Origin of the sequence: Streptomyces sp. NBC_01275, from assembly GCF_026340655.1 — a bacterium.
Lineage (GTDB): Bacteria > Actinomycetota > Actinomycetes > Streptomycetales > Streptomycetaceae > Streptomyces.
In genome coordinates, this window is sequence record NZ_JAPEOZ010000001.1 from 4,687,395 (window position 1) to 4,712,801 (window position 25,407).

The 25,407-nt window shown below is 71.1% G+C and carries 20 protein-coding genes and 3 tRNA genes; 8 read left to right on the plus strand and 15 right to left on the minus strand.

The features are described 5' to 3' along the window. The first annotated feature begins 193 nt into the window (after positions 1–193). Positions 194–679, plus strand: coding sequence for a hypothetical protein (locus OG562_RS20645; protein WP_266399876.1), 486 nt, complete (start codon positions 194–196; stop codon positions 677–679). A 265-nt stretch (positions 680–944) separates the two neighbouring features. Here the strand turns inward: OG562_RS20645 and OG562_RS20650 are convergent, their stop codons facing one another. From OG562_RS20650 to OG562_RS20660, 3 genes are all read right to left on the minus strand, one after another. Continuing rightward, entirely contained in the window at positions 945–1,454 is a 510-nt protein-coding gene (locus OG562_RS20650; protein ID WP_266399877.1) for a hypothetical protein, read from the minus strand. Between the two features lie 1,169 nt (positions 1,455–2,623). Continuing rightward, positions 2,624–2,696: transfer RNA gene (locus tag OG562_RS20655), tRNA-Arg, on the minus strand. 205 nt (positions 2,697–2,901) lie between these two features. Continuing rightward, positions 2,902–2,992: transfer RNA gene (locus tag OG562_RS20660), tRNA-Ser, on the minus strand. A gap of 157 nt (positions 2,993–3,149) precedes the next feature. Between OG562_RS20660 and OG562_RS20665 the strand changes: the two genes are divergently transcribed. Together OG562_RS20665 and OG562_RS20670 are read left to right on the plus strand one after the other, a co-directional pair. Continuing rightward, complete coding sequence (locus tag OG562_RS20665; RefSeq protein ID WP_266399879.1) at positions 3,150–3,797, plus strand: SSI family serine proteinase inhibitor; 648 nt, start codon at positions 3,150–3,152, stop codon at positions 3,795–3,797. A gap of 452 nt (positions 3,798–4,249) precedes the next feature. Continuing rightward, complete coding sequence (locus OG562_RS20670; RefSeq protein WP_266399881.1) at positions 4,250–8,653, plus strand: PAS domain-containing protein; 4,404 nt, start codon at positions 4,250–4,252, stop codon at positions 8,651–8,653. 99 nt (positions 8,654–8,752) lie between these two features. On the opposite strand, the gene OG562_RS20675 is transcribed toward OG562_RS20670, so the two are convergent. From OG562_RS20675 to OG562_RS20700, 6 genes are all read right to left on the minus strand, one after another. Then, the gene (locus OG562_RS20675) at positions 8,753–10,408 is read right to left on the minus strand and encodes a long-chain fatty acid--CoA ligase (protein WP_266409435.1); all 1,656 of its coding nucleotides are present in this window, start codon (positions 10,406–10,408) and stop codon (positions 8,753–8,755) included. Positions 10,409–10,524: 116 nt separating this feature from the next. Further along, a complete protein-coding gene (locus OG562_RS20680; protein ID WP_266399883.1) occupies positions 10,525–11,073 on the minus strand; it encodes a SigE family RNA polymerase sigma factor in 549 nt (182 codons plus the stop codon). Between the two features lie 179 nt (positions 11,074–11,252). After that, entirely contained in the window at positions 11,253–12,425 is a 1,173-nt protein-coding gene (locus OG562_RS20685; protein WP_266399884.1) for a lipid-transfer protein, read from the minus strand. Further along, positions 12,422–12,850: a MaoC/PaaZ C-terminal domain-containing protein gene (locus tag OG562_RS20690; protein ID WP_266399885.1), complete on the minus strand. Its 429-nt coding sequence runs from the start codon at positions 12,848–12,850 to the stop codon at positions 12,422–12,424. Before OG562_RS20690 ends, OG562_RS20685 begins: the two co-directional genes overlap by 4 nt. Then, positions 12,847–13,827 carry a bifunctional MaoC family dehydratase N-terminal/OB-fold nucleic acid binding domain-containing protein gene (locus OG562_RS20695; protein ID WP_266399886.1) on the minus strand — a complete coding sequence of 327 codons (981 nt, stop codon included), beginning with the start codon at positions 13,825–13,827 and terminating at the stop codon, positions 12,847–12,849. The genes OG562_RS20690 and OG562_RS20695 overlap by 4 nt, the downstream gene beginning before the upstream one ends. A gap of 263 nt (positions 13,828–14,090) precedes the next feature. Further along, on the minus strand, positions 14,091–14,405 hold the full coding sequence (locus OG562_RS20700; protein ID WP_266399887.1) for a hypothetical protein: 315 nt from the start codon (positions 14,403–14,405) through the stop codon (positions 14,091–14,093). 357 nt (positions 14,406–14,762) lie between these two features. On the opposite strand from OG562_RS20700, the gene OG562_RS20705 reads away from it, so the two are divergent. Together OG562_RS20705 and OG562_RS20710 are read left to right on the plus strand one after the other, a co-directional pair. Further along, complete coding sequence (locus OG562_RS20705) at positions 14,763–15,932, plus strand: bifunctional DNA primase/polymerase (protein WP_266399889.1); 1,170 nt, start codon at positions 14,763–14,765, stop codon at positions 15,930–15,932. 212 nt (positions 15,933–16,144) lie between these two features. After that, positions 16,145–16,657: a hypothetical protein gene (locus tag OG562_RS20710; protein ID WP_266399891.1), complete on the plus strand. Its 513-nt coding sequence runs from the start codon at positions 16,145–16,147 to the stop codon at positions 16,655–16,657. Positions 16,658–16,766: 109 nt separating this feature from the next. Here OG562_RS20710 and OG562_RS20715 read toward each other — a convergent pair whose 3' ends face one another. From OG562_RS20715 to OG562_RS20730, 4 genes are all read right to left on the minus strand, one after another. Then, the gene (locus OG562_RS20715; RefSeq protein ID WP_266399892.1) at positions 16,767–17,240 is read right to left on the minus strand and encodes a carboxymuconolactone decarboxylase family protein; all 474 of its coding nucleotides are present in this window, start codon (positions 17,238–17,240) and stop codon (positions 16,767–16,769) included. 166 nt (positions 17,241–17,406) lie between these two features. Continuing rightward, a tRNA-Ser gene (locus OG562_RS20720) sits at positions 17,407–17,493 on the minus strand. 96 nt (positions 17,494–17,589) lie between these two features. After that, positions 17,590–18,468 (minus strand): GNAT family N-acetyltransferase, encoded by an 879-nt coding sequence (locus OG562_RS20725; protein WP_266399894.1) that lies wholly within the window; start codon positions 18,466–18,468, stop codon positions 17,590–17,592. Between the two features lie 178 nt (positions 18,469–18,646). Continuing rightward, positions 18,647–20,194: a S1C family serine protease gene (locus OG562_RS20730; protein WP_266399895.1), complete on the minus strand. Its 1,548-nt coding sequence runs from the start codon at positions 20,192–20,194 to the stop codon at positions 18,647–18,649. Between the two features lie 297 nt (positions 20,195–20,491). Here OG562_RS20730 and OG562_RS20735 point away from each other — a divergent pair, with 297 nt between their 5' ends. From OG562_RS20735 to OG562_RS20745, 3 genes are all read left to right on the plus strand, one after another. After that, a complete protein-coding gene (locus OG562_RS20735; protein ID WP_266399897.1) occupies positions 20,492–21,352 on the plus strand; it encodes a glycerophosphodiester phosphodiesterase in 861 nt (286 codons plus the stop codon). Between the two features lie 315 nt (positions 21,353–21,667). After that, entirely contained in the window at positions 21,668–22,306 is a 639-nt protein-coding gene (locus OG562_RS20740) for an ATP-binding protein (protein ID WP_266399898.1), read from the plus strand. A 239-nt stretch (positions 22,307–22,545) separates the two neighbouring features. Continuing rightward, on the plus strand, positions 22,546–23,511 hold the full coding sequence (locus tag OG562_RS20745; protein ID WP_266399899.1) for a DUF5926 family protein: 966 nt from the start codon (positions 22,546–22,548) through the stop codon (positions 23,509–23,511). A gap of 278 nt (positions 23,512–23,789) precedes the next feature. Here OG562_RS20745 and OG562_RS20750 read toward each other — a convergent pair whose 3' ends face one another. After that, the gene (locus OG562_RS20750; protein WP_266399901.1) at positions 23,790–24,515 is read right to left on the minus strand and encodes a hypothetical protein; all 726 of its coding nucleotides are present in this window, start codon (positions 24,513–24,515) and stop codon (positions 23,790–23,792) included. 56 nt (positions 24,516–24,571) lie between these two features. Next, positions 24,572–25,237: a bifunctional DNA primase/polymerase gene (locus tag OG562_RS20755; RefSeq protein ID WP_266399903.1), complete on the minus strand. Its 666-nt coding sequence runs from the start codon at positions 25,235–25,237 to the stop codon at positions 24,572–24,574. Positions 25,238–25,407 lie beyond the last annotated feature (170 nt).

Sequence of the window (25,407 nt, forward strand, 5' to 3'; positions counted from 1 at the left end):
GTACACCCCCCATACATTCCGTTCGTCGTCACAACCGGCAGCCTTGGGCACGACCAACACTCTCCGCTGCAACCGCCACTGACATCACCCAGAAGGCTTCCGCGGCCGCGACGGTTGGGTTACGGCGGAGTGTGTCGCGCCAGCTCGGGAAGGCCATCTGGACCGTTCGCGTCCATGCTCGTACGCTGCGCCCATGGAGTGGGGGACTCTGGCGGTTGCAGCGCTCGGTGCTCTCTTTGGCGTGGGGACGACTCTTATAACTGATGTTTTCCGTTCTCGTCGCGAAAAAAATCACCAATGGAACGAAACTAAGCGTGCAATCTACGTGCGTTTCCTGATTTCGCTAGCCCAAGCGCATAGCCGCATGACAGTGGCAGCGTTCCGGGAGGAGCCAGGACCCATACGTCAGCGAGCTGTACACGCGGCCTTCCTCAGCGATCCACAGCACAGTGATGCCAAATCGCTGCTCCGAGAGTTGGCGATTGCTGCCCCGGAGCACATATATCAGGCGGCGGTACCGGTATACGAGCAACTTCGGCTTGCTCGCGACATAATTGCTTCGGGTCCGGCAGAAGCCGCCTCTGTTGAATATCAGCGGGCGATACGACTGTTCTTTAACGATCTGGAATCCCTGGAGCGGCTGATGCGAAATGATGTGCAACCGCCTGCGTCTCGTTAGTTCGGAAGCCGTGACCACGTCGAACTCAGTAGAGAGTTCAGTGCGGGGGCTGACCAGGGCGAACGGTCGGATCCTGGTGCGTCACCAGCTGATCGTTCCGGTGCAGCGGCGAAGACGTCGGGAGGATTGGGTATGGCCACTCCGGCGAGCCGACGCCTGCCGGCTGCGGCTGACGGGCTGAACCTGCGGTTGCCTGCCAGGCCGGCCCCCGTGTGATCCCGCTCCGGACCCCGCGTGCGGCACGGCACCGGCCGGAAATCGGCCGCTATTGGCGGTGGCGGCGCGTGCCCTGTCGCGGTGGCAGGGTCAATGTGATTTGCCGGACGAGTTGCTGGAAGCACGCGAGGGACGCGAGAGCGGGCAGGGAAGCTCCAGCAATACCGGTGAAGGTCATGTCTGCCTGTGCTACGCACAGCATTATCGCGACGGAGGAGAAGAGCAGAACGATGAACCATGAGTGCACAGCTCGACGCTGATGCAGGGCAGTCCGGAGGATGGAGAGAGAGGCCACCATCCAGGGGCCGTACACGAGAAGCGGCCACGACGGGACCATCGCGCCTCCCGTTCCGGACGTGATGTTCTGCAGAGGCCTGTAGGCCACTATGCCGCCGAAGACGCTGACCATCGCCACGATGACGGCAACGAGTGCGACGATGACGAAGCTGCCGGTCTGCAACCACTTGAGTCGGAGTTTTCGGACTTGGATCTTCCGATGCCCGGCAGCAGAGCGTCGGGTGGGCGGCAGCTGAGCGGTGATCTGCGCCAGGCTCTCCATCGGGTCGATGTAGTTGACTCCGGATGGGTGCTCGCTGCGAGGTGGCGGCACCCTGGGCGTCTGCTCCGGCGGAGCAGCGTCCTGCAGGAGATAGGCAAGTTCCTCGACCGGGTCCCAGCCCGCGTCGGGTGGGGTCAGGGGAACCCCTGCGTGCACGCTGTCGGCAGGTCCACCGTTCCAGCCAGTGCCCGACCCATAGGAGTACGCGTCGGAATACCATTCACGTCGCGCAAAGGAAGGATCTACATGTTCATGATTCACAGAAATGCGCCTGTCGGGCGCCGTCCACTCGACGGCCGGAGTTTTCCTGACCGTTCCACCGCGAATTGAGTTCCTCCTGGATTGCCTCCAGTAGCACAAGGAACTCGCGAAGCAGTGGCTCGGTAACCTGACGTTCGACCCACGCGCCGTCCCCGATCACGGTGCCCTGTGCCGCAAGCGCCGAGTATGCCGCACCAGGCGGGAAAGTGTATTTCCCCACTGTCAGATCACGGACCGCAGGCAGATTATCCGTCCTTGCGTTGCGTTGAGGCAGGCCCTGGGACCTTGCTTTCGTCATATCCCGCTAACGCCGCTCCCCCTCCTCCAGATGCGCGGCAAATGAGTGACCCTGACGTCGTGAAACGCAAGGAGAGCGTTTCTTAATTAATTTCCTACGTATCTCACTCCACTTTATGAGTCGAGCGGGTTTTCTCTTCACATCTTCTTGAGTAGTAAATAGGATTCGCCACCGAATGCCGAGGCGGCGCGGAGCGCATCGGGTTCGTGGTGAGAACGCAGATCAACGGAGCACCGCGCGTCGGAACGTCGCTGGTTCAGGCGCTCACGTTCGCCACGGCGGCCCGGATGCCTACCGAACAGGTCGCACAGGGCTGCCGAACGGTGACGCCGTGGAGCTCAGGTCGCAAGTACGGGACACTCATCGAGCCGGGCAACCTCACCCGCATGTTCGCCCTGCGCGCTCGCCGCGCCGGCCTCCGCGTGATCCCGCTCCGAAACACCCGGCACACGTGCAGCTCGCTGCTCGTCGCTCGGCAAGCTGTCCGCAGCGATGGGCGGCGGCGAAGTGGGCTGACATCAGCCTTTGACATCACCCGTTGCTGTACTTCGCTGCTGTACAGCCCCAAAACGCCGAAGGCCCCGGATCTCTCCGGGGCCTTCGACCTGTGTGCACTCGGCAGGATTCGAACCTGCAACCTTCTGATCCGTAGTCAGATGCTCTATCCGTTAAGCTACGAGTGCTTGTTATTCGATTTTTCTGTCTTGCGCTCCCGGCCCTTCCGGCCCGCTCGCGGCGACAGGAAGAACATTACATGACTGCCGCCGACATGTGAAATCCGTTTGCCATACCCCTTGTGAGCTGCGGAAACGTTGATCTGAGGGGGGTCGGGCGGGGTGGGGAACGGCGAAGCCCCGATCCATGAGGACCGGGGCTTCGGTGATCGTGCGGAGGCGGAGGGATTTGAACCCTCGATGGGCTTTAAGACCCAAACCGCATTAGCAGTGCGGCGCCATAGACCGGACTAGGCGACGCCTCCCGCACAGCCGCTCGCGTGTGTGCGAGTGGTGCGTGCAGATGATGACACAGTCGAGCGTGGTGTCACCAATCGGCGTCCACGGTACTAGGCGGGTGGGCCGCAGGGCAAAGGCGTTGGCCGGGCGCAACGTCCCGGAGGGCGCGGCGTTGGTCAGGGCATGCTCATGCTCCAGGTCACCCCCTCCCGGCCCTCCCGGCCCTCCCGGCCCTCCCGGCCCTCCCGGCCCTCCCGGCCCTCCCGGCCCTTCCGGTCCTTCCGGTCCTTCCGGTCCTTCCGGCGGATCCTCGTCGTCGCTTCCGCCGCTGCCACCGCCTCCGTCGCCGCCCTTGGCGCGCTGTCCGCCGGCCCTGCCGTCGCCGCCGCCTCCACCCCGACGTACGCCGGGACAGCCCGACCGGCTCTCTCCCTCGCGCCCCCGCCCGTCCGGGAAGAGGACCGGGTCGGGGACGATCACCTCACCGTGACCGTCCGGCACGCGGGTGAGCGGGTGGACGGGACGTTCGAGGTGTACTGCCATCCCGGGCGCGGCAGTCACCCGGACGTGTCTGGCGCCTGTCGGGCGGTGGAGCGGAACACCCGGTGGGGCCGGGACGCCTTCGCGCCCGTTCCGCGGGACGGCGTGTGCACGATGCGGTACGGCGGTCCGGCCACCGCCCATGTCACGGGCCGCTGGGCCGGGCGGCCCGTCGACGCGACGTACGACCGCGGCAACGGATGCGGGATCGAGCGGTGGGACCGGCTCGTGCCCCTGCTGCCCGACCTTCGCCGAACCGGCGCCTCCTTCCGATCGCCGCTAATCCCATAATCCCGCCTGATATCCCGATCCCGCACCGGCCTTTCCCGAACCCACCAATCCCACCAATCCCACCAATCCCACCAATCCGCACCGACCCCGCCGACCCCGCCGCCCCCGCCGCCCCCCATCGACAGCCCCAAGCCCCCACCACCCCCCACCCCCGAAGCTGAGAAACACCTAGGAAAAGTGAGGAACGTGCGGCGAAGCCGTAGGCCTTAGGGGGGAGCCGTAGGAAGGAGCCGTGGGAGACAAACAGGGACGGTAGAAGACAAAAAGCGGCGAAAAGGTATGGTCAGGCGTCCGGGCATACGTTCTGTGTCACTTCGTCGTGCGAGCTCCCTCTCATCCGGCGTCGCCGGTGGGACCCCAGCCCTTAGACTCCCTCGCGTGACACGCTGCGGGTCGGTTGGCAAGATGGCCCGAGCGGTCGGCAAGGTGCGGTAACAGGGAGGAAGCGACTCGTGAGCAGCAGGCCATCCCGAGGCGCTGCTCGCCTCGCAGCCATACTCGACGCGCTTCCGGACGCGTTGGTACTGGTCAACGCCAACGGAACGGTCGTCAACGCGAACACCATCGCGCTCGAGGCCTTCGAGACGCCGGGTACGGCTCTGGTGGGGCGGGGACTGCTCGATCTGCTGCCGCAGTTCGACTCCAAGCTGATCCCGGGGTCCATGCGGCGGCCCGATCACATGGATCCGCGCGGCCGGACCAAGCCGACGCGGATGGTCGCGCGGCGGACCGACGGGTCCGAGTTCCCCGTCGAGGTCACCAGCGCGAATCTCGAGAACGGGCAGCAGGCCTACGACGGCTACGGCTACTCCTCCGCCTCCGACGAACTGCTGATGCTCGTCGTACGCGACCTCTCCGGCACCGTCGACACCGAGGCCGAGCTGGCGCGCTCGCAGCGGCAGACCGAGATGATCCTGCGGGCCGCGGCCGAAGGGGTCGTAGGCACGGACACCGACGGGCGGATCGTGCTCGTCAATCCGGCCGCCGCCCAGATTCTGGGGTATCGGGCGAGTGATCTCGGCGCGAAGGAGCTGCACACGCTCGTGCTGCACTCGCGCGCCGACGGCTCGCCGTTCCCGTACGACGAGTCGCCGCTCGCCGACACCCTGCGGTCCGGGCGCAAGCACCGGGTGCGCGGGCAGGTGCTGTGGTCGAAGAGCGGGGACAAGGTCTCCGTCGATCTGACCACCGCTCCCGTGCGCGACGGCGACCAGCTCGTCGGCGCCGTGATGACCTTCACCGACCGGCGGCCCTACGACAGCCTCGCCGAGGAGAAGGAAGCCGTCGAGAAGCGGCACTCGCAGGAGCTGGAACGGCTCTCCGAGGAGCACGCCTCCGACCTCACCGCGCTGCGCCAGCAGCACGTCGCCGAACTCGAGGAGCTGCGCGAGCAGCACGAGGAGGAGCTGGCGGCGGGCGAGGAGCGCTACGCCGCGCTCGGCGAGCGGGAGAAGGACCGCTTCGAGGCGCTCGCCGGGCGGCACGAGCAGCTGCTCACCCTGCTCGGTGCGTCCCTGCGCGGCCCCCTCGACGAACTGCGCCGTGAGCTGGCCGCGCTGGCGGCGGACGACGCCGGCCAGTTGTGGCCCGAGGCCAACCAGGTGCTGCACCACCTCTCGGCGGGGTACTCGCGTATCACGACCCTCATCGACAACGTTCTCGGCTACCAGCGCCTCGACACCGGCGCGGAAAACGTCTCCCGTACGAAGGTGATGCTCGACGCGGTCGTCGCCGCCGGCGTCGACGGGGCCGTGGAGCTCATCGGGCCGGGGCGGGTCCAGTTCGCGGTGCACGCGCCGCCCATCGAGGCCGAGGTCGACGCACGCCTCCTCGCGACCGCGCTCGCGCATCTCGTGGCCGACGTCGCGGGCGTCGACGCCACCGGCAACGCGCCCGTCTCGGCGGGCGGTTACATGGACAACACCGTCGTGGTCGCGGCCGCGCAGCGTGGTGAGGTCGTACGGATCGAGGTGCGCGGGCCGTACGCCGGCGGCGACCCCGTCCACGAGCCGATCGTGCGCGGGATCGTGCGGGCGCACGGCGGCGTGCTGCAGACGCACGAGGTGCCGGGCATGAGCGGCAGCGCGTACGTGCTGGAGGTGCCGTTGGGCGGCGGGGCGGGGGCCGTGCCGGCTCCGGCGCCCGCCGCGCTGCCGGCCGTCGTCGGCGACGGCGCGCGTGTGGACGAGGATGCCTCCGGCGGCCGTCGGCGGGCCCGGCGGTCCTCCGTGGACGCCTTCCTGGAGAGCGACGTACCGGGCGCGGACGGCGGCTCCGACGCGGAGGCCGCGGTGCCGACCGGACGGCGGCGCAGGCGTGGCGCGGCCGCCGAGGAGACGCCGGGCGAGGCCGTGGCCGACGAGGCGGAGGGCTCCGGCGGCACCGGGCGACGACGCGCGCGTCCGGCCGAGGGCGTCGACGCCGGTGCGGATCACGGCGTGGTCGCCATCGCGGGGGCGGGCGTCTCCGAGGGCGCGGTCGTCATGGCCGCCGAGCACACGGCGGGCACCGCCGCCTCGGGTACGGGACTGGGCGGCACCGTTCCGCCGCAGGGCGTACCGGCGCCCGGCGGACGGCGGGCCCGGCGCGGCTCCGACGAACAGCAGCCCCAGAACGCGTTGCCGCCCGCCCTGCCGGCGCTCGCGAGCGCACCTGCCCCGGCCACGGCCGACTCCGAGCAGTCGGAGGACCAGCACCCGACCGGCCGCCGCCGGCGTGCCCTGGCCGCCGCGACGGAGCGCGCCGCCGCACAGGAAGCGGGTCCCCGCACGGTGTTCGCCCTGCCGCCCGCCGAGGCGGACCGAACGGACGGGCCCCAGGACTCAGCCGCTGCGGACGGTACGGACGGTACGAACACTGCCAGCGCTGCGGGCGGTACGGCGGTTGCGGGCGCTGCGGGCGGTACGGCGGTTGCGGGCGGGCACCCGCAGAGCGCGGCGCAGCCTCAGGCGGCGGCCGTCCCCGCGCAGGCGCAGATTCAGGCGCAGGCCCCTTCCGCCGACGCCCCGATGGACCCTGCCCACATCGACCACGCTCATATCGACCAAGCTCATATCGATCATGCCCAGATCGATCACGACCAGGCCGACGACCACACCCCGCCGCAGCCGCACCCGACGAACGCGCCCACAGGCCGTCGTCGGCGTGCCATGGGCCAGCCGGCGGAGGTCGAGGGCGCACCCTCGCCGGAGGTTCCCGGGGCGCTCCCGGCGGCCGTTCCCCCGGCGGCCGTTCCGGCGCAGGCGCAGGACGCATCCGGCCGGCCCGCTCCCGGTCAGCCGGCGCCCGCCGCCCCCCAGCCGGTCCCCGTGCCCGGACAGCCGCTTCCGGCGCAGGCGGCCCCCGGCCTCCCCGTGGCCGCGCCCGTGCCCGCGCCCGTGCAGGGCCAGCCCCTCCCGGCCGAAGCCGCCCCGGTCGTCGCCCCCGCCGCCCAGCACACGCCCGTGCCGCCGAACGGCTCAGCACCCCCCGTTCCCCTCGCCGCCGACCCCACCCCGGGTGGGGGCACCCCGCTTCCTCCCGAAGCGGCCGTCGGGCAGCCTCGGGTGGCTCAGCCGTTGCCCGCCGAGGCGGCGACGGCCCAGCCCATGGACCCCAACTCGACACAGGGGCGGGCGATCAGCGTGCGGACGCTGGGGCAGGGCGTGCCCTTCACCCGGCAGGCCGCGCAGGTACAGCAGGCACAGCAGCCGCTCCAGCCACAGCAGCTGCAACCGACCGCCCTGCCCCACCAGATGTCCCAGCCGTCCCAGGCAGCCCAGGCCACGGCCACTCCCGCCCCGCACGGCCCCGGCGGTTCGGGGCGGCGGCGCAAGCTGGGGACGCCGCCGGACCCGGCCGCGCGCCCGGAGCAGACGGCCCGTCCGCACCCGACCGGCGAGCAGCCCGCCGTACCGCAGGCTCAGGCTCAGGTCCAGGCGCCGGCAGCAGTGGCGCAGGCCGCCGCTGCCGTGCCGCAGCCCTCGCTCGCCGGGCAGGTGCGGCTCGTTCCCGGCAACACCGAGGGTGCCGGGCGGTCGTATGCCATAGGGGCTCCGGACGAGAACGCCGCCGAGGGGCCCGAGCCGCTCGACGGGCCCGGTGGGGCCGTCGAGGTGGCCGATCCGCCGCGGCCGACGCCGATGGACGACGAGCTGCCGCCGGAGCCGCTGGACAACCCGCGTCGGCTGCTGGTGTGGCCGGCCCCGGACGTCAGTACCCAGCAGGCGCTGAGCGACCGCGGGTACCGGCCGGTGATCGTGAACTCGCGCGAGGAGGTCGACGCGCAGATCGCCGCCTTCCCGGCCGCGCTGTTCGTGGACCCGCTGACCGGGCCGATCACCCGTACCGCGCTGCAGTCGCTGCGCACGGCCGCGGTGGCCGCCGAGGTGCCGGTGCTGGTCACGGCCGGACTCGGACAGGCGACGCGCGAGGCGGCGTACGGCGCCGATCCCGCCGTTCTGCTGAAGGCGCTCGCGCCGCGGGACAGCGAGCAGCATCCGCCGCGGGTGCTGCTGATCGAGGAGCACGCCGAGATCGCGCTCGCGCTGACGTCGACGCTGGAGCGGCGCGGGATGCAGGTGGCGCGGGCGGCGAGCGACGCGGACGCGGTCACGCTCGCCGGGCAGCTGCGGCCGAACCTGGTCGTGATGGACCTGATGCAGGTGCACCGCGGCCGGGCCGGGATCGTGGACTGGCTGCGGGCGAACGGCCAGCTCAACCGCACCCCGCTGGTCGTCTACACGGCCGCCGTCGACCAGGCGGACCTGCCGCGGCTGGCGTCGGGGGAGACGGTCCTCTTCCTCGCCGAGCGCTCCACCAGCGAGGAAGTGCAGAGCAGGATCGTGGACCTGCTGGCCCGGATCGGCACGAACTGACGCCCCCTGAGGGACCTGCCCGTGCCGATCAGGGCTTCCATGCTGATCAGGATTCCGTGCTGATCAGGGCCTCCGTGCTGATCAGGGCCTCCGTGCCGGTCAGAGCCGGGTGACGTCCAGCTCGCCCTCCGCGTACTGCCTGCGCAGCACCTTCTTGTCGAACTTGCCGACGCTCGTCTTCGGCACCGCCGCGATGATCGTCCAGCGCTCGGGGAGCTGCCAGCGGGCGATGCCGCCCTCGTCGGCGAGGAAGGCGCGCAGGGTCTCGAAGTCGGCGGCGGCGCCCTCCTTGAGGACGACCGTGGCCAGCGGGCGCTCGCCCCACTTCTCGTCGGGGACGGCGACGACGGCGGCCTCGGCGACGGCCGGGTGGGACATCAGCGCGTTCTCCAGGTCCACCGACGAGATCCACTCGCCGCCGGACTTGATGACGTCCTTGGCGCGGTCGGTGAGGGTGAGGAAGCCGTCGGGGGAGATGGTGCCGACGTCGCCGGTCTTCAGCCAGCCGTCCTCGCTGAACTTGTCGGCGGGGCGCAGGGGGTCGGCGTCGGGTCCGTTGTAGTAGGCGCCCGCGATCCAGTTGCCGCGGACCTCCAGCTCGCCGGCGGACTCGCCGTCCCAGGGGAGGCGTTCGCCGCCGGGGCCGGTGAGGCGGGCCTCGACGCCGGCCGGGAAGCGGCCCTGGGTGAGGCGGTAGGCGAACTCCTCGTCCGTGCCGACCGCATGGGCCGGGGGACGGGCGATCGTGCCGAGCGGGGAGGTCTCCGTCATGCCCCAGGCGTGACAGACCCGCATGCCCAGCTCGTCGAACGCCGCCATGAGGGCGGGCGGACAGGCCGAGCCGCCGATGGTGACCTGGCCGAGGGAGGAGACGTCCCGCGGCTTGGCGGTGAGCTCGGCGAGCAGGCCCTGCCAGATGGTGGGGACGGCGGCCGCGTGGGTGGGCTTCTCGCTCTCGATCATCTCGGCGAGCGGCGCGGGCTGCAGGAAGCGGTCCGGCATCAGCATGTTCACGCCGGTCATGAAGGTGGCGTGCGGCAGGCCCCAGGCGTTGACGTGGAACTGCGGGACGACGACCAGCGAGGTGTCCCGGTCGGTCAGGCCCATCGACTCGGTCATGTTGACCTGCATGGAGTGCAGGTAGATCGAACGGTGGCTGAACACCACGCCCTTGGGGTCCCCGGTCGTCCCGGAGGTGTAGCACATGGCGGCGGCCTGGCGTTCGTCCAGCTCGGGCCAGTCGTAGGTGGTCGGCTTGTCCGCGATCAGCTCCTCGTACTCGTGCACGCGCGCGTGGGCGCCGTCGAGGAGGGAGCGGTCGCCGGGGCCGGAGACGACGACGTGCTCGACCGTCGCCAGCTTGGGCAGCAGCGGCGCGAGCAGCGGGAGCAGGGAGCCGTTGACTATGACGACCTTGTCGGCGGCGTGGTTGGCGATCCACACCAACTGCTCGGCCGGCAGGCGGAGGTTGAGGGTGTGCAGCACCGCACCCATGGCGGGGATCGCGAAGTAGGCCTCGACGTGCTCGGCGTTGTTCCACATCAGCGTGGCGACCCGGTCGTCGCCGCGGACGCCGAGGTCGTCGCGCAGGGCGTTGGCCAGCTGCACCGCGCGCGTGCCCGCCTCCGCGAAGGTGCGCCGCTGCGGCTCGCCCTCGCCGGTCCAGGTGGTGATCCGGGACCTCCCGTGCACCAGCACTCCGTGCTCGAGGATGCGGGTGACGGTCAGCGGTACGTCCTGCATGGTGCTCAGCACGGCGTCCTCCCAGGGCGGCGACATTGCCTGCGCGGTGGTAACGGTTGCGTTGATTCTGCGCACATACCGCGCGGTATGTCACTAGGGAGCGGCCAACGATCGGCGGTTTGTCGCGCTTATCGCACAAGTCCCAGCTCAGGATCCTCGCGCAGCTTGCCGAGGGCCCGGGACACCGCCGACTTCACCGTGCCCACCGAGACGCCGAGCACCTCGGCCGTCTGGACCTCGCTGAGGTCCTCGTAGTACCTGAGGACGACCATGGCCCGCTGCCGGGCGGGCAGCTTCATGATCGCCCGCCACATCGCGTCGTGCAAGGCCTGCTGCTCGGCCGGGTCGTCCCCGCAGAGCGTCGGATCGGGCTCCGGCAGCTCGTCGCAGACGTACTCGTCGACCTTGCGCTTGCGCCACTGCGAGGTGCGCGTGTTCACCAGGGCCCGGCGGACGTAGCCGTCGAGCGCGCGGTGGTCCTCTATCCGCTCCCACGCGACGTACGTCTTGGCGAGCGCGGTCTGCAGCAGGTCCTCCGCGTCGCTCGGGTTCGCGGTCAGCGACCGTGCGGTGCGCAGCAGCACCGGCTGGCGGGCCCTGACGTACGACGCGAAGGACGGGTACGGGTAGGACCGCGTCATGCCGTTCGAAGCGCTGGTGCAGACGGGTGTGGTCATGGCTCCACGCTAGGTTCGGACCCCGGCCGGGCGGATCGGCCGCAGGTCCCGAAGCCGAGTCCGCCTCAGGTTGTAGGGGTGGTGCCTGCTCCACCTCCTGAAGGTGGACGAGACAACGCCTCCTACTGCGGGTTGACCCCTATCGCCGACCCTGGGGTCAGCTGTCGCCGACCCTGAGGTCAGCACCGGTCCGAGGTCAGGACCAGGCCCGACGTCGGCACCCCGGTGCCCGCCGTCACCAGGGTCCGGGCCGCGTCCGGCACCTGGTTCACGGACGTGCCGCGCAGTTGTCGTACGGCCTCGGCGATGCCGTTCATCCCGTGCAGGTACGCCTCGCCGAGCTGGCCGCCGTGGGTGTTCAGCGGCAGCCGGTCCGCCGCGACGAAGTCGGCGGCCTCGCCGGGCGCGCAGAAGCCGAACTCCTCCAGCTGCATCAGCACGAACGGCGTGAAGTGGTCGTACAGGATCCCCACGTCGACGTCGGCGGGCGCGAGCCCCGAGGTCCGCCACAGCTGGCGGGCGACCACGGCCATCTCGGGCAGGCCGGTCAGGTCGTCGCGGTAGAAGCTCGTCATCTGCTCCTGCGCCCGTCCCGCGCCCTGGGCCGCCGCGGCGACCACGGCAGGCGGCCGCGGCAGGTCGCGGGCCCGCTCCACCGAGGTGACGACCAGCGCCTGCCCGCCGTCCGTCTCCTGGCAGCAGTCCAGCAGCCGCAGCGGCTCGGCGATCCAGCGGGAGGCCGCGTGGTCGGCGAGGGTGATCGGGCGGTGGTGGAAGTACGCCGCCGGGTTCGCCGCCGCGTGCCGGCGGGCCGTGACGGCGACCGGCCCGAACGCCTCCTCCGGGGTCAGCCCGTGGACGTGGAGATAGCGCTGGGCCGCCATCGCCACCCAGGAGGCCGGGGTGAGCAGCCCGTAGGGGAGCGTCCAGCCGAGCGCGGTGCCCTCCGCCGACGGTTCGCGATGCCGGACGCCGGAGCCGAAGCGGCGGCCCGAGCGCTCGTTGAAGGCCCGGTAGCAGACGACGACCTCGGCCACCCCGGCGGCGACGGCGAGCGCCGCCTGCTGGACGGTCGCGCAGGCCGCTCCGCCGCCGTAGTGGACCCGTGAGAAGAAGGACAGCTCCCCCATCCCACAGGCCTGCGCCACGGTGATCTCGGGGCTGGTGTCCATCGTGAACGTCACCAGCCCGTCCACGTCCGCCGGCGTCAGCCCCGCGTCGGCGAGCGCCGCCCGCACCGCCTCCACCGCCAGCCGCAGCTCGCTGCGCCCGGAGTCCTTGGAGAACTCCGTGGCCCCGATCCCGACGATCGCCGCCCGCCCGCCGAGCGAGTCCTTCGTCCGTACGCTCACCCCGCGACCTCCGGTGCGACGACTTGAGCGGGTACGACGAGTGTCGCGGGTACGACGACTGTCGCCGTGCCGGTGACATGCCGGCCGATGCCGTTGTCCCCGGTGACCCGCACCACCGCCGTGTCCCCGTCGACCTCCTCGACCACCCCCCGCAACACCATCGTGTCCCCCGGGTAGTTGGGCGCCCCGAGCCGGATGGCGACCTTGCGCAGCACCGCCGTGGGGCCGAGGCAGTCGGTGAGATAGCGGCCGACCAGGCCGTTGGTGGTGAGGATGTTCATGAAGACGTCGGGAGAGCCCTTCGCCCGGGCCCGTTCGGGGTCGTGGTGCACGTCCTGGTAGTCGCGCGAGGCGAGCGCTCCGGCGACGATCAGGGTGCGGGTGATCTCGATCTCCCACGACGGGAACGCGTCGCCGACCCTCACGCCCCCACCCCCTCGGGCGTCTCCGACGGCTCGAACACCGGAAGCGTCAACTCCTCGTCGTACGACTCGAATCGCACCCGCACCGGCATCCCGATCCGCACCTTGTCGTACGGCACACCGATCACGTCGCTCACCATCCGCACCCCCTCGGCGAGTTCGACCAGGACGACCGCGAAGGGCCCTTCAAAGGCTGGGAATTGCGGGTGGTGCATCACGACGTACGAGAACACCGTGCCCTCGCCGCTCGCCTCGACGGCGTCCCAGTCAGGCGAGCCGCAGGCGTTGCAGCCGGGCAGCCAGGGGAAGCGGAGGACACCGCAGGGCGTGCAGCGCTGGAGGAGGAGACGGTGGTCGCGGACACCCTCCCAGAAGCCGGCGTTGTCGCGGTTGACGACCGGGCGGGGGCGGAGCTCGCGGGGTTCCGGCTTCGGCTTCGGTTCCGGTTCCGGTTCCGGTTCCGGTTCCGGTGAACGGTTGTGGGCGGGGGCGTACTTGAGGATGCGGAAGCGGTGCGTGCCGACGAGTTCGGCGCCGACCCTGACGTCCGTGCGGGTCGTGACGAAGTAGCCGGTTCCCAGCTTGGTGGTCTTGCGCCCGGACACCGACTCGATCACCGTGTCGAAGCCGACCTCGTCGCCGGGCCGCAGGGGGCGCAGGTACTCCTGCTCGCAGTCGGTGGCGACGACCGAGGTGCAGCCCGCCTCGTCGAGGAGGGCGAGCAGCTCGTCGTAGGCCTGCGCCCGTCCCGCGTGAGGGCTGACGCCGTCGAGACCTCCGAGGCCGCCCATCGTCCACGCCTGGAGCATGGTGGGCGGGGCGATCGCGTCGGGGCCGGTGTACGCGGGGTTCCGGTCGCCCATCGCCTCGCACCAGTGCCGGATCATGGGCGCGTTGACGGGATCCCGGCCGACGCCCGCGACGACCGCGGGCAGGCCCTCGTAGGCCCTCAGTCGCGCGTACAGCCCGTCGTCGTCCACGCCGAGCTCCTCTCACGGACCTTACGGAAGACAGTTTCTGACTGTCCGTCAGATAGTGGTGACTGTCAAGGTCGCGGCACTGGGGCGGGGCGGGGCAGGGACAGGAGTGGAGGCGGGGGCAGGGGCGGGGACGGGGCGGGGGCAGGGGCGGGGTATGCGAATACGTCTGTGCGGCGGTACCGAAGTACCGCCGCGCAGACGCGTCACACCCCACGGAGCACACCCATCACAGAAGTCCGGAGCCGGCGCACCGGCCCCTCAGCTCACCAGAACAGCGGGGCGAAGGCGACGGCCGTGTTGCTGTTGCCCTGATTGACGGCCGTGAACGCGGAGCCGTTGACCTGGGCGGTGTTGCTCTGGTTCGAGGCGCCGGAGCCGACCGCGTTCTGTTGTGTGGTGGACGCGTTGCCGTTGTTGTCGTGCCCGACACCACTGCCGACGATGCTCGCGACACCCGCGTTCGATCCGTCGTCCGCGAAGCCGCCGTTGTCCGCCGCCGCAACGCCGGCGAAGAGAGCGGCTGCCAGCGGGAGGGCGGAGACGGCGGCGATGACGCGGGCGGTACGGATGCTTGCCATGGTGTTCCTCCAGAACATTCAGAACATGAACTACGGCTTCCACCAGGGCAGTTGGCCGACCGCCCCGGAGTTCGTGCTCGACGTCGCGAGACCAGAGTTGCCCACCGAATCCCCGGCGAACCACCCTGGAAGCCGTGATTAGCACGCAAGCGTGATGACAAGTCGATAAACCCCTTGCACCACTTTTCTTCCCCGATACCCACCAATCCCCGGCAACTCGGACACCCTCCCCTCGGACCCCACACCAGGCGAAGCGTTCCGCCATGAATCCAACAATTCCAGCTGGGCCACCCCGCCCCGGGCGAGTCGCCCACCCGCCCCCTTCCCTTTTTCGAACACATGTACGACCATGGAGGCATGGCCCCCACCGACCGGAACCGGTACGGGCACCCCCGACAGGCCGCTGCCCTGGCCCTCGCCCACGCCCTCTCGGCCGCCGAGCGCGGCCTGGCCGTCATCCCCCTGTCCCGGACGAAGCTCCCCGCCCTGCGCTCCCCCCACCGCGACGACCCCGCCGCCGCCCCGCCCTGCCACGGCGAGTGCGGCCGCTTCGGCCATGGCGTGTACGACGCCTCCACCGACCCAGCACGCATCCGCGCCCTGTTCGCCGCCGCCCCCTGGGCCACCGGCTACGGCATCGCCTGCGGACTGCCTCCGCACCATTTGATCGGGGTCGATCTGGACACGAAGGCGGGGGTTGGGACGGGGGCGGGGACCGGCGCCGACGCGGGGACCGGCGCTGACACGGGCGCGGGCGCTGCCGCTGGGACGGGCGCGGGCGCTGCCGCTGGGACGGGTGCGGGCGCTGCCGCTGGGACGGGCGCCGGGACGGGCGCTGGGACTGGCGCGGGCGCTGCGAGTGGGACTGGCGCCGGGACTGAGACTGGCGCTGGTGTTGGAACGGGAACTGGGGCCGGGACTGGAACTGGAACTGGGACCGGTGCCGGGCTGGACTCCGCCGCGGCCCTGCGCGAGCTGGCCCTGCGCCATCTGTTCACCATCCCGCCCACGGTCGTCGTCCTCACCCCGTCGGGCGGCCGCCACATCTGGCTCACCGGTCCGCCCGACGTCGTCGTCCCCAACTCGGCGGGCCGACTGGCCCCCGGCATCGACATCCGGGGCGCCGGCGGCTACCTGGTCGGCCCCGGCTCCCGCACCGACCACGGCGTCTACGCCACCTCCCCCGGCACCGCCCATCTGGCCCCCGCGCCCTGCCCGCGCGCCCTCCTGCGCCTCCTGCTTCCGCCGCCCCGCAGCCACCGCCCCGCCACGGCCACCCCGACCTCGACGGCTGGCGGCGCCCATGGCCACGGCCTCGTCCAGTTCGTCCTCGCCGCCCACGAGGGGCAGCGCAACACCCGCCTGTTCTGGGCAGCCTGCCGCGCCTACGAGGACGGCATCGGCCCTGAGCTCACCGAGGACCTGATCGACGCGGCCGTACACACCGGCCTGACGGCACGTGAGGCACGGGGGACGGTGATGTCGGCGGCTCGGATGGCTGGGGGGCGGTTGGAGGGCGGGGGGTGACGGGGGCGATGGGGGTGACCTGGGGTGATGGGAGGGGTGGCGGGAGGTGCGGCTGGGGCCGAGGGGGCGTTCACCGGCTGGTTCCTGGTTCTGATGTACTTCCCCGCGAAGGGGGAATCCGCCATGACCACGACACCAGCACCCAAACCGACACCGGTGCCGACACCGGTGCCGACACCGAACACCGACGGCCCTGGGGCGGGTGTTTAGCGATGGGCCGACTCTGGGACAGGCTCACCGGCACCAGGTACCCCGCCAGCGGTGTCGCGCCGCTCTCCGCCGCCGACGTCCGCTCCGCGCTGCTCGCGCTCAACGGCCCGGAGGTCCCCTTCCGCGTCCGCAACGCCCTCCCCGCGGAGAAGGCCGATCTGGTGGCGGAGCGAAGGGTCCTGATGCCCGCCACGGGCTCCGGCTCCACTCGTAGGCAGGTCGAGCGGACCATGAAGACCCGGATGCGTCTGGACCCCGCGAAGCGCGAGCTGCGGTCCCTCGACGAGCAGTGGGAGTCGACGCTGATCGGGGACCCGCCCCGGCGGAGCCTGTCCCGCACCTACGGCCGCGGCCCGGCGCCCCAGTCCTCCCGTGAGTGGACCTACGAACGCGGCCCCGACGGCCGCCGCCACAAGGTCGAGACGTTCCGTTTCGACTCCCGGGACATGAGGAACCCGCTCCGCGACACGATCGTCGGCTCGGGGTGGACGTGGCGGGGCGTGTTCCGGCTGTGACCCGCGCCGCCGAAGCTCTTCGGGCGGCTCGAGAACGACGGGCCCAGAACAACGCCCCGGGTCCCGACGAGGGGTGCCCGGGGCGATGCCCGTCAGGTGGTGCGGCCGGTCATCCGAACTGGCCGGGCTGGTAGTCGCCGGCGGGCTGCTGGACGATGACGTTGACGCGGTTGTAGGCGTTGATCAGGGCGATGAGGGACACCAGGGCGGCGAGTTGGTCCTCGTCGTAGTGCTTGGCGGCGTTCGCCCAGGCCTCGTCCGTGACGCCGCCGGCCGCGTCGGCGATACGGGTGCCCTGCTCCGTCAGCTCCAGGGCGGCGCGCTCGGCGTCGGTGAAGACCTTGGCCTCCCTCCAGGCCGCGACCAGGTGGAGGCGGGTCGGGGTCTCCCCGGCGTGTGCGGCGTCCTTGGTGTGCATGTCGGTGCAGAAACCGCAGCCGTTGATCTGACTGGCGCGGATCTTCACCAGCTCCTGCGTCGCGGCGGGCAGCGTCGAGTCCGAGACCACCTTCCCCGCCGAGTTGATGTGCCTCAGGAACTTGCCGGCGAGCGGGTGACCGAAGAGGTTCAGACGAGCTTCCATGGTGAACTCCTGTGCCGTTGTCGATGGGTTCACCTGTCTGACGGAACGCCTCGACCGGATGTGACAGGAGCGAGTGTGACGTGCGTCTCCCTACCGGGAAACGGAACGGCCCCTGACCGTTGCACCTGGTCAGGGGCCGATCACGCCGTTCACGCCGTACTCGAAGCGGTGGGTGTGGGATTTGAACCCACGGTGACATCGCTGCCACGACGGTTTTCAAGACCGTTCCCTTAGGCCGCTCGGGCAACCCACCTGCGCCCTGCCCACCTGGGGCGGAGCGGGTACAGCGTACCGGCACCGCGCAGGGAGCGGGCTGCATGGTCCACACAGGGGCCGCCGGCCTTCGTTCTCAACCGGCTTCCGGTGTGGCGTCCGAGAAGTCGTACACGGCCCATTCGGTGATCGGGACGTATCCGAGGCGTTGGTAGAGGGCGTTGCTGGTGGGGTTGGCGGGGTCCGCGTAGAGGACGACGTCCGTCGCGCCCGCGGCCAGCGCGGCCCTGCTCACCTCGACCGTCACGGCGCCCGCGTAGCCGCGACCCCGGAGGCGGGCCGGGGTGTAGACGGGGTCCACTCGAACCATGCCGGCGACCATCGAGGTCACGGCTGCCATGGAGGCGGGAGTGCCGTCCGGGGTCTCCCAGAACGTGAAGTGTCGGTCGGCGAAGCGTGAGCCGGCCCAGGAGTCGGCGTCCACGGCGGGGAGTTCTCCGACGGCGGCGCAGAACTCGCCGCAGAAGCGCACGAGTTGCTCGTGGTCCTGCTCGCTCACGACGCGACCTCGGCCCTCCGGCAGCGGCTCCGGCGGGATGAGCGTGCCGAGACGGTACAGCCGGATCCGCTTGCTGAGCGTCGGTGTTGCGCCCGTGCGCCGCTGCCACGCCTCGGCGAAAGCGGTGGCGGTGTCGTGGGCCGCGCTGACGTAGGGAAGGGAGTGCCCGAGCCCGGCCAGGTGGGCGGCGAGGGTGTCGGCCTGCCCGGGGGTGAGGGGGGTGACGCTCAGGCCGCGGGACGGGAGGCGGTAGAAGACGGCGCCGACCTCGCCCCCTGGCTCCAGTCGGCCGAAAACGGTGGCTGCGGGGCCGTGCGCGTCCGCCTGGCGTGTTCGCAGCTTCTCGACCGTCGTCAGCGGCGTGTTGTGCAGGGCGGGCCGTGAGCGCAGGAACTCTCCGGCTCGGGCGAGGAAGTCGTCGACGTCCTCTGTGAGGTGCCAGTCATCCGGTCGCATGCCTCATGCTTTCCCACGCTGCCGGTGTGCGTCCGTGGTTCTTCTGCAACCTGGTGGGACAGGACCTACGACGAACAGGACCTCGAACAGGGTCTACGACGAAAAGGACCTACGACGAAGGGGTGCCCCTCAGTGAGAGGCACCCCGTTCCCTTGAGCCGCCTGGGCGACCCGCTACGTCAGCTGTCGCCCTTGCGGGAGCCGAGGGTGAGGTCGACGGTGTGGGACTTGCCGTCGCGCTCGTAGGTGATCGTGACCTTGTCGCCGGGCTGGTGGGTCCAGATCTCGCCGATGAGGGTCGGGCCGCTGTCGATCACCGTGCTGTCGAGCTTGGTGATGACGTCCCCGGGCTTGAGGCCGGCCTTGGCGGCGGGGCCGCCCGACTCGACGGCGGAGGCGCCGCCCGCGCCCTGGTCGGTGATCTTCGCGCCGCCCGTGGAGTCCTCCAGGGAGACGGACGCGCCGATCTTGGCGTACACGGGCTCGCCGGTCTTGATCAGCTGCTGGGCGACGTACTTGGCCTGGTTGATCGGGATGGCGAAGCCGAGGCCGATCGAACCGGACTGGGTGGTGCCGCCCAGGCCGCCGCTGCCGGTGGACTGGATCGCGGAGTTGATGCCGATGACGTTGCCCGACGCGTCGAGCAGCGGGCCGCCGGAGTTGCCCGGGTTGATCGAGGCGTCGGTCTGCAGGGCGCTCATGTAGGAGGCGTTGCTGCTGGTGCCGTCGCTGGAGGCGACCGGGCGGTTCTTGGCGCTGATGATGCCGGTCGTCACGGTGTTGGACAGGCCGAAGGGCGCGCCGATCGCGATCGTGGAGTCGCCGACGGCCACCTTGTCGGAGTCGCCGAGGGTGAGGGGCTTGAGGTCCGAGGGCGCGTTCTTGAGCTTGATGACCGCGACGTCGTAGCCCTGCGCGTGGCCGACGACCTCGGCGTCGTACTTCTTGCCGTCGGGGAAGGTCGCCGTCAGCTTGCCGCCGTCGACCGCGTCCGCGACGACGTGGTTGTTGGTGACGATGTGGCCCTGGGTGTCGAAGACGAAGCCGGTGCCGGTGCCGCCCTCGCCGCTGCTGGACTCGGCCTCGATGGTGACCGTGCTGGGCAGGGCCTTGGCCGCGACCCCGGCGACCGTGCCCTCGTCGCGCTTGACGTCGCCGCCGCTGGTGGAGGCGGAGACGGTGGTCGAGCCGCTGTCGTCGTCGTTCTTGGCGAGCGTGTAGCCGAGACCGCCGCCCAGACCGCCCGCGACCAGCGCGGCCACGAGGACGGCGGCGACCAGGCCGCCGCGACCGCGGCCGGACTTCGGGGCGGGCTGCTGGTAGGAGGCGCCCCAGACGGCGCCGCCGTCAGCGGAACCGTCACCGGAGCCGCCGCCGTACGCCTGCGCGGCCGGGGCGGCGGCTCCGTCGCCGTACGCGTGCGTGCCGGCGCCGCTGTCGGCGTAGGCCGGGGTGGGCGGCGGCGGGGGCGGCCACGCGCCCTCGGCGGCGGCCGGGGCGGCCTGCGGCGAGACGGGCGGGGGCCAGTCGCCCTGGGCCGGGGAGGAGACGTGGGCCGGCTCCGGGGCCTGCGGGGGCGTCGTCGGAAGCTGGGTCGTGGGCGCGCCGGCGTCGGACGCGGGCGTCTGCGGAGGGGCCGAGGGAGGAGAATCCACCGGCACGGGGGGTGCGGACGGGGCCGGGGGTACCTGTGTGCCCTCGCTGGTGCCCTCGTTCTCGGTGCTCACAGCTCTTCTCCTCGATCCACGGCTGTTGTCGTCGGTCGCACTAGGTCACGCTCGCCCGCGCTCGTTCGCGTGGGTTCGGTTCACGCTCATTCACGCTGTGTCGTCGACCCGGCGCGCTGAAGCTGTGCGTGTGCTTTTGTATGTCTCAGCTTTTCCCACGGGCCGTCAGAGCACCATAAGCGGTGGCTGTGGGTCCATGGCCATCCTTTATAAGGTGCATTTCGCACAAAAAGCGCGCATCCCCGAAACATCTCAGACGGTTCTCAGACGACCGGCCCCCGGTGGCACCATGACGCGGTGACCCACGCACGGCAGCAACACATTCAAGTCGTCGCTCACCGCGGTGCCTCCGAGGAGGCTCCCGAGCACACCCTGGCCGCTTACAAGAAGGCGATCGAGGACGGCGCGGACGCCCTCGAGTGCGACGTACGGCTGACCGCGGACGGCCATCTCGTCTGCGTGCACGACCGACGCGTCAACCGCACGTCCAACGGCCGCGGCGCGGTCTCCGCCCTGGAGCTCGCCGACCTCGCGGCGCTGGACTTCGGCTCCTGGAAGACCCGGGAGGCGCGCGAGGCCTGGCCCGCGCGTGGCGAGGGGCCCGAACAGGAGCCCGACGAGGAGCCCGACTGGGAGTTCCGCCCCGAGGACCGCGAGGACACCTCCGTACTGACCCTGGAGCGGCTGCTGGAGCTCGTCGCCGGTGCGGGGCGGCGGGTCGAGCTGGCCATCGAGACCAAGCATCCGACGCGCTGGGCCGGACAGGTGGAGGAGCGGCTGCTGGTGCTCCTGAAGCGGTTCGGCCTGGACGCGCCCGCGTCGGCGGCCGAGTCGCCAGTGCGGATCATGAGCTTCTCGGCGCGTTCGCTGCATCGCGTGCATGCCGCCGCGCCCACGCTGCCGACGGTCTACTTGATGCAGTTCGTCTCGCCCCGGCTGCGCGACGGCCGGCTGCCCGCCGGGGTCCGGATCGCGGGCCCCTCGATGCGGATCGTGCGCAGCCATCCCACATACGTCGAGCGGTTGAAGCGGGCCGGACACCAGGTGCACGTGTGGACCGTGAACGAGCCGGAGGACGTCGACCTCTGCGTCGAGCTGGGCATCGACGCGATCATCACCAACCGCCCGCGCGCGGTGCTGGACCAGCTCGGCCGCTGAGCCCCCGCCCGGGCTCCCCCTTCTCCCCTCGCCTCACCCCACCCGACCCCGCCTCGCCTGACCCCGCCTCGCCCGACCCCGCACCCCAAGCCCGCCCCAAATCCATCCCAAGTGCGCCCGCCCCACCCCAAGCACACTTATAGGAAGTCACAGAAGTCTCAGAAGTCCCATCCACACCTCTTGACCACAACAGCACACCTGAACCATCCTCCACTCTCAGCCATACCGAAGAAATCAAGCCACGCGATCACACTCGATCACAGTCCCCTCACAGGGAGTGCTCCGGCGCGTTCGGTCCGTATTCGATCGTTGCGAATGCGTCGCCGGACATGGATTGGCCGGTTTCCGGTACAGGCCAATGGGGCATTCACACCGTGGCGTGGGGCGAAGGAGGTCTCGGGGGTGGCGTTGGTGGTGGCACAGGAGGTGCCCGCGTCGTCGAGCATGGCCGTACCCCATGGCCCTGCGGGCGTGGGCAAGGCGAGACACCGTATGCGGGATCAGCTGCGCAGCGGTGGGGTCTCGGAAGCGGTCATCGACGATGCCGTACTCATCCTTTCCGAACTTTTGAGCAATGCCTGCAAACACGGCAGGCCGCTGGGCGACGCCCTGGCCGGGGACGGCGACGTCCTGGCCGCGTGGCGCGTCGACCCGGGCGGCCGGCTGGTCGTCGAGGTGACCGACGGCGGCGGACCGACCCGCCCGTCCCCGGCCACCCCTTCCGTCACGGCGCACGGCGGCCGCGGGCTCAACATCATCACGGCGCTGGCCGACGACTGGGGCGTCCGGGACGACGCCCGCGGCGAGGTCACGGTGTGGGTCCTGGTCCACGCGGACGTGTACGACCCGGACGCCGGCTGTCGGCGCGACGACTTCGCCTCCCGGGTCACGGCCCCGTCGGTGTCGTCGATCCCCGGGCTGGACTTCGCGGACGCGTTCGACGACATGGACTGACGCGTTCGACGACTGCGAGTGACACGTTCGACGACCACGCCGGAAGCGTCCGACGACCAGGGCCGGACCAGGCCCGTCCGGCCGCTCATGTCGCAACAACGCGTCGGCGGGGCCGGACCCCCGGACGGTGTACGCGGGTTGTCCACAAGGCTGTGCGTTGTCCACAGGTTCCCGTGACGGAGCGTGCGAACGGCTAGGCTCCCGCCGTACCAGACGAGCCGTACCCGGGAGACACCCAGATGGCCAAGAAGCGCCCCCAGACGAAGGCCAAGCGGCCGCAGCTCACCGACGCCGAGATCCCGGTCGTCGGCGCGCGTGAGCCCTGCCCGTGCGGCAGCGGCCGCCGGTACAAGGCCTGTCACGGCCGGGCCGCCGCGCACGCCGTGACCGAGCTGGTGCAGCGTCCCTTCGACGGTCTGCCGGGCGAGTGCGACTGGGTGGCGCTGCGTGAGCTGGTGCCGGCCGCGACGGTCGGGCTGACGCTGAAGGACGGCCTGCCCGAGGGCGTCCCGTCGGTCACCCTCGCCACGGTCCTGCCGATGGCCTGGCCCGCCCTGCGCCGCGACGACGGCTCGGTCCTGCTCGGCCTGCAGAACGACACGCCGTCGGGCGACATCAGCCGCGACCTGGCCGACACCCTGCAGCGGGCCCTTGCGGCCGATCCGGGCACTCCGGTGCAGGCCCGCCGCGCGCCGGCCGACGGTCCGCGGATGCAGGATCTGCTCGATCCCGAAGGCGTGTTCGAGCCAGTTGTGCACAGCGGCTTCGAGTTCTGGGTGCCGGACTCGGAGAACACCGCGCCGGAGGTGGCCGCCTCCCTGGAGCGGGCCAACGCGGCGGCGATCCCGACCGTGAAGCTGACGGGTGTGGACGCCGCGTACTGGTGCGAGACGCCGGACAAGAACCATCTGCGCTGGGTCATGCCGCATCCGGAGGAGCAGCTTCTGGACGCGCTCGCGCGGCTGCACGCGGCGGGCCGTTCGAGCCTCGGCGAGGGCACGCGTCTGGTGGGCTCCTTCCGGGCGCACGGCCTGACAGTGCCGGTCTGGGACCTGCCGAGCGGGGTCTCGGCGGAGGACGTGGAGAAGCCGGCCGCCGAGTTCGCCGAGCGCCTCGCCACCGCTCTGGCCTCGGACGAACCGCTCACCGCGGACGAGCGCCGGGCACGCGGCGGCCTGACCAACCGACAGGTGACGCTCAGCTGACAAGCGGTGCCGGAACCCGGCCGTGCTGACCGACCAGTCAGCACGGTCGGCTCCGGCGGAAGCCGTGACTCCGATCACAACTCCCGCCCGCACAAGGCGAGTCGAAGCCAGAAGCGCCGATCCGCCGGTGTCCGGAAAGCCGACGAAGACAAGAGATCGAATTTGCTTAGCGCCGATCTCTTGTTACGGTTCCCATATCCCGGTTGCTGGTGCATCCCCCGTCGCCAGCAACCGGGTCTTTCTCTGCCCGGCCGACGTCGACACGGCGAGGCGGTACGTCAACTCCCGCCGTCTGTCGCGGAGTTGACTCCCGAGGTGCTCCCCGAGTTGCTCTCGGAGTTGCTTCCGGAGCGCAGCAGCAGCGGCCCGTCGCCCGCCGTCCCCGCAGACGCGGAGAACTCGGCCACGGCCGTGTACGCGTCCAGCTCGCCCCGGGTCCGCCCACGCGGCGTCTCGCAGGACTCGGGCTCGTCCTCGGCGCCCACCGCGCAGCGCACCTGCACCGTGCGGCCCGCAGGCCCCATGAGGCTCAGAAAGGCGTCCAGGGCGCGTCCGGTGGCGTTGCGGTAGTAGGTACGCGCCCAGGTGTCCTCGCCCTGCGTCAGCACGCACGTCTGCGCCTCCGCGCCCTCGGGCGAGGTGAGCTCGGGACCGCAGCGGGCGGCGGTGGCCAGGCCCAGGCCGAGGAGCAGCGGGGAACGGGAGGGCGCGGCGGGGGGCGCCTTGGGATCCGTACCGCCACCGGAATCCGTACGACCCCTGGCAGGCGTACGGCCCCTGGCGTCCGTGCTGTGCCCGACGTCCGTACCGTGCCCGACGCCTGCGTCTGAGCCCGCGCGTGGGCCTGGGCCCGCGCCGTCGGCAGCGGACGGTGGCCTCGCCGCGGCCGGGAGGGCGGCGGCGGATCGTGCTTCGTCACCCGCCGGCCCCGCGGACGCCATGGCCAGGGGCAGCGCGATCGCGCATGCCACGGCGCCCCCGAGGGCGAGGAGACGAAGGTTCATACAGCGGAAGATAAAGGGCGAACGCGGGCGTCCCGTCCGGCGCGCGCCCGACACCCCTACAACTCGGGGGCGCTCACACCCGTACGAGTGAGGGCGTCGACGACGGCGTCCACGACGGCCTCGACGTCGGGCACCCAGGGAGAGGCGGAGCCGGGCAGCGGGGCGCGCTCCCAGCGGATGTCGCCGCGGCCGGTCTCGGAGGGCGGCAGGGCGATGTAGCCGCCCTCGCCGTGGAAGCGGAGGGAGCCGGGGACGAAGTCCTTGGCGTAGAGCAGTTCGCCGAGCTGCTCCATGGAGTAGGGCCGGACGAGGATCGACCAGCGGGTGGGCGAGGCGACGACCGGGCCGAGCCGCATGCCCTGGCGGTCGAGCGCCGCGAGGGCGCGCGAGGCCGCGAGGGCGGGCAGGCTGACCGCGCAGGGGGCCGGGCCCCCGGTCGCCAGGATGATCGGTGCGGCCGGCCTGTTGCCCCACCACCAGCGCACCATGCGCGCGTCGGCGGTGGCCGCGAGGAGGCCGGGGTCGAAGGGATGAGCGCCTGGCACCGTGCACTCCGGGTCGGGGCAGCCGCAGCGGTTGTTCGCCTGCGGGTCCGCTGTCACGCCCGGGAGTACGGGCCACTGCCATTCCGTCGCGAAGGTAAGGGCCGCGTCGATCAGTTCAGGCCCCCCGTCGCTGCGCTGGGACAGGAGCCTGCGTCGCTTTCCGAGGATCTCGCGCATGAGCGCTCGTTCCTTTCCGTTGCACCGCTGGCAACACCGTGGGCCACATCACACCATGTGTCGATCACTTCACTGTGCGTACCTGTTGGCGCATCACACCCCTGTCCGAGACAAGGGGAACCCCTGAGGGTCGAGCGGTGGCTGCCTTCGCGGCCGCTCCGTCCGACTTG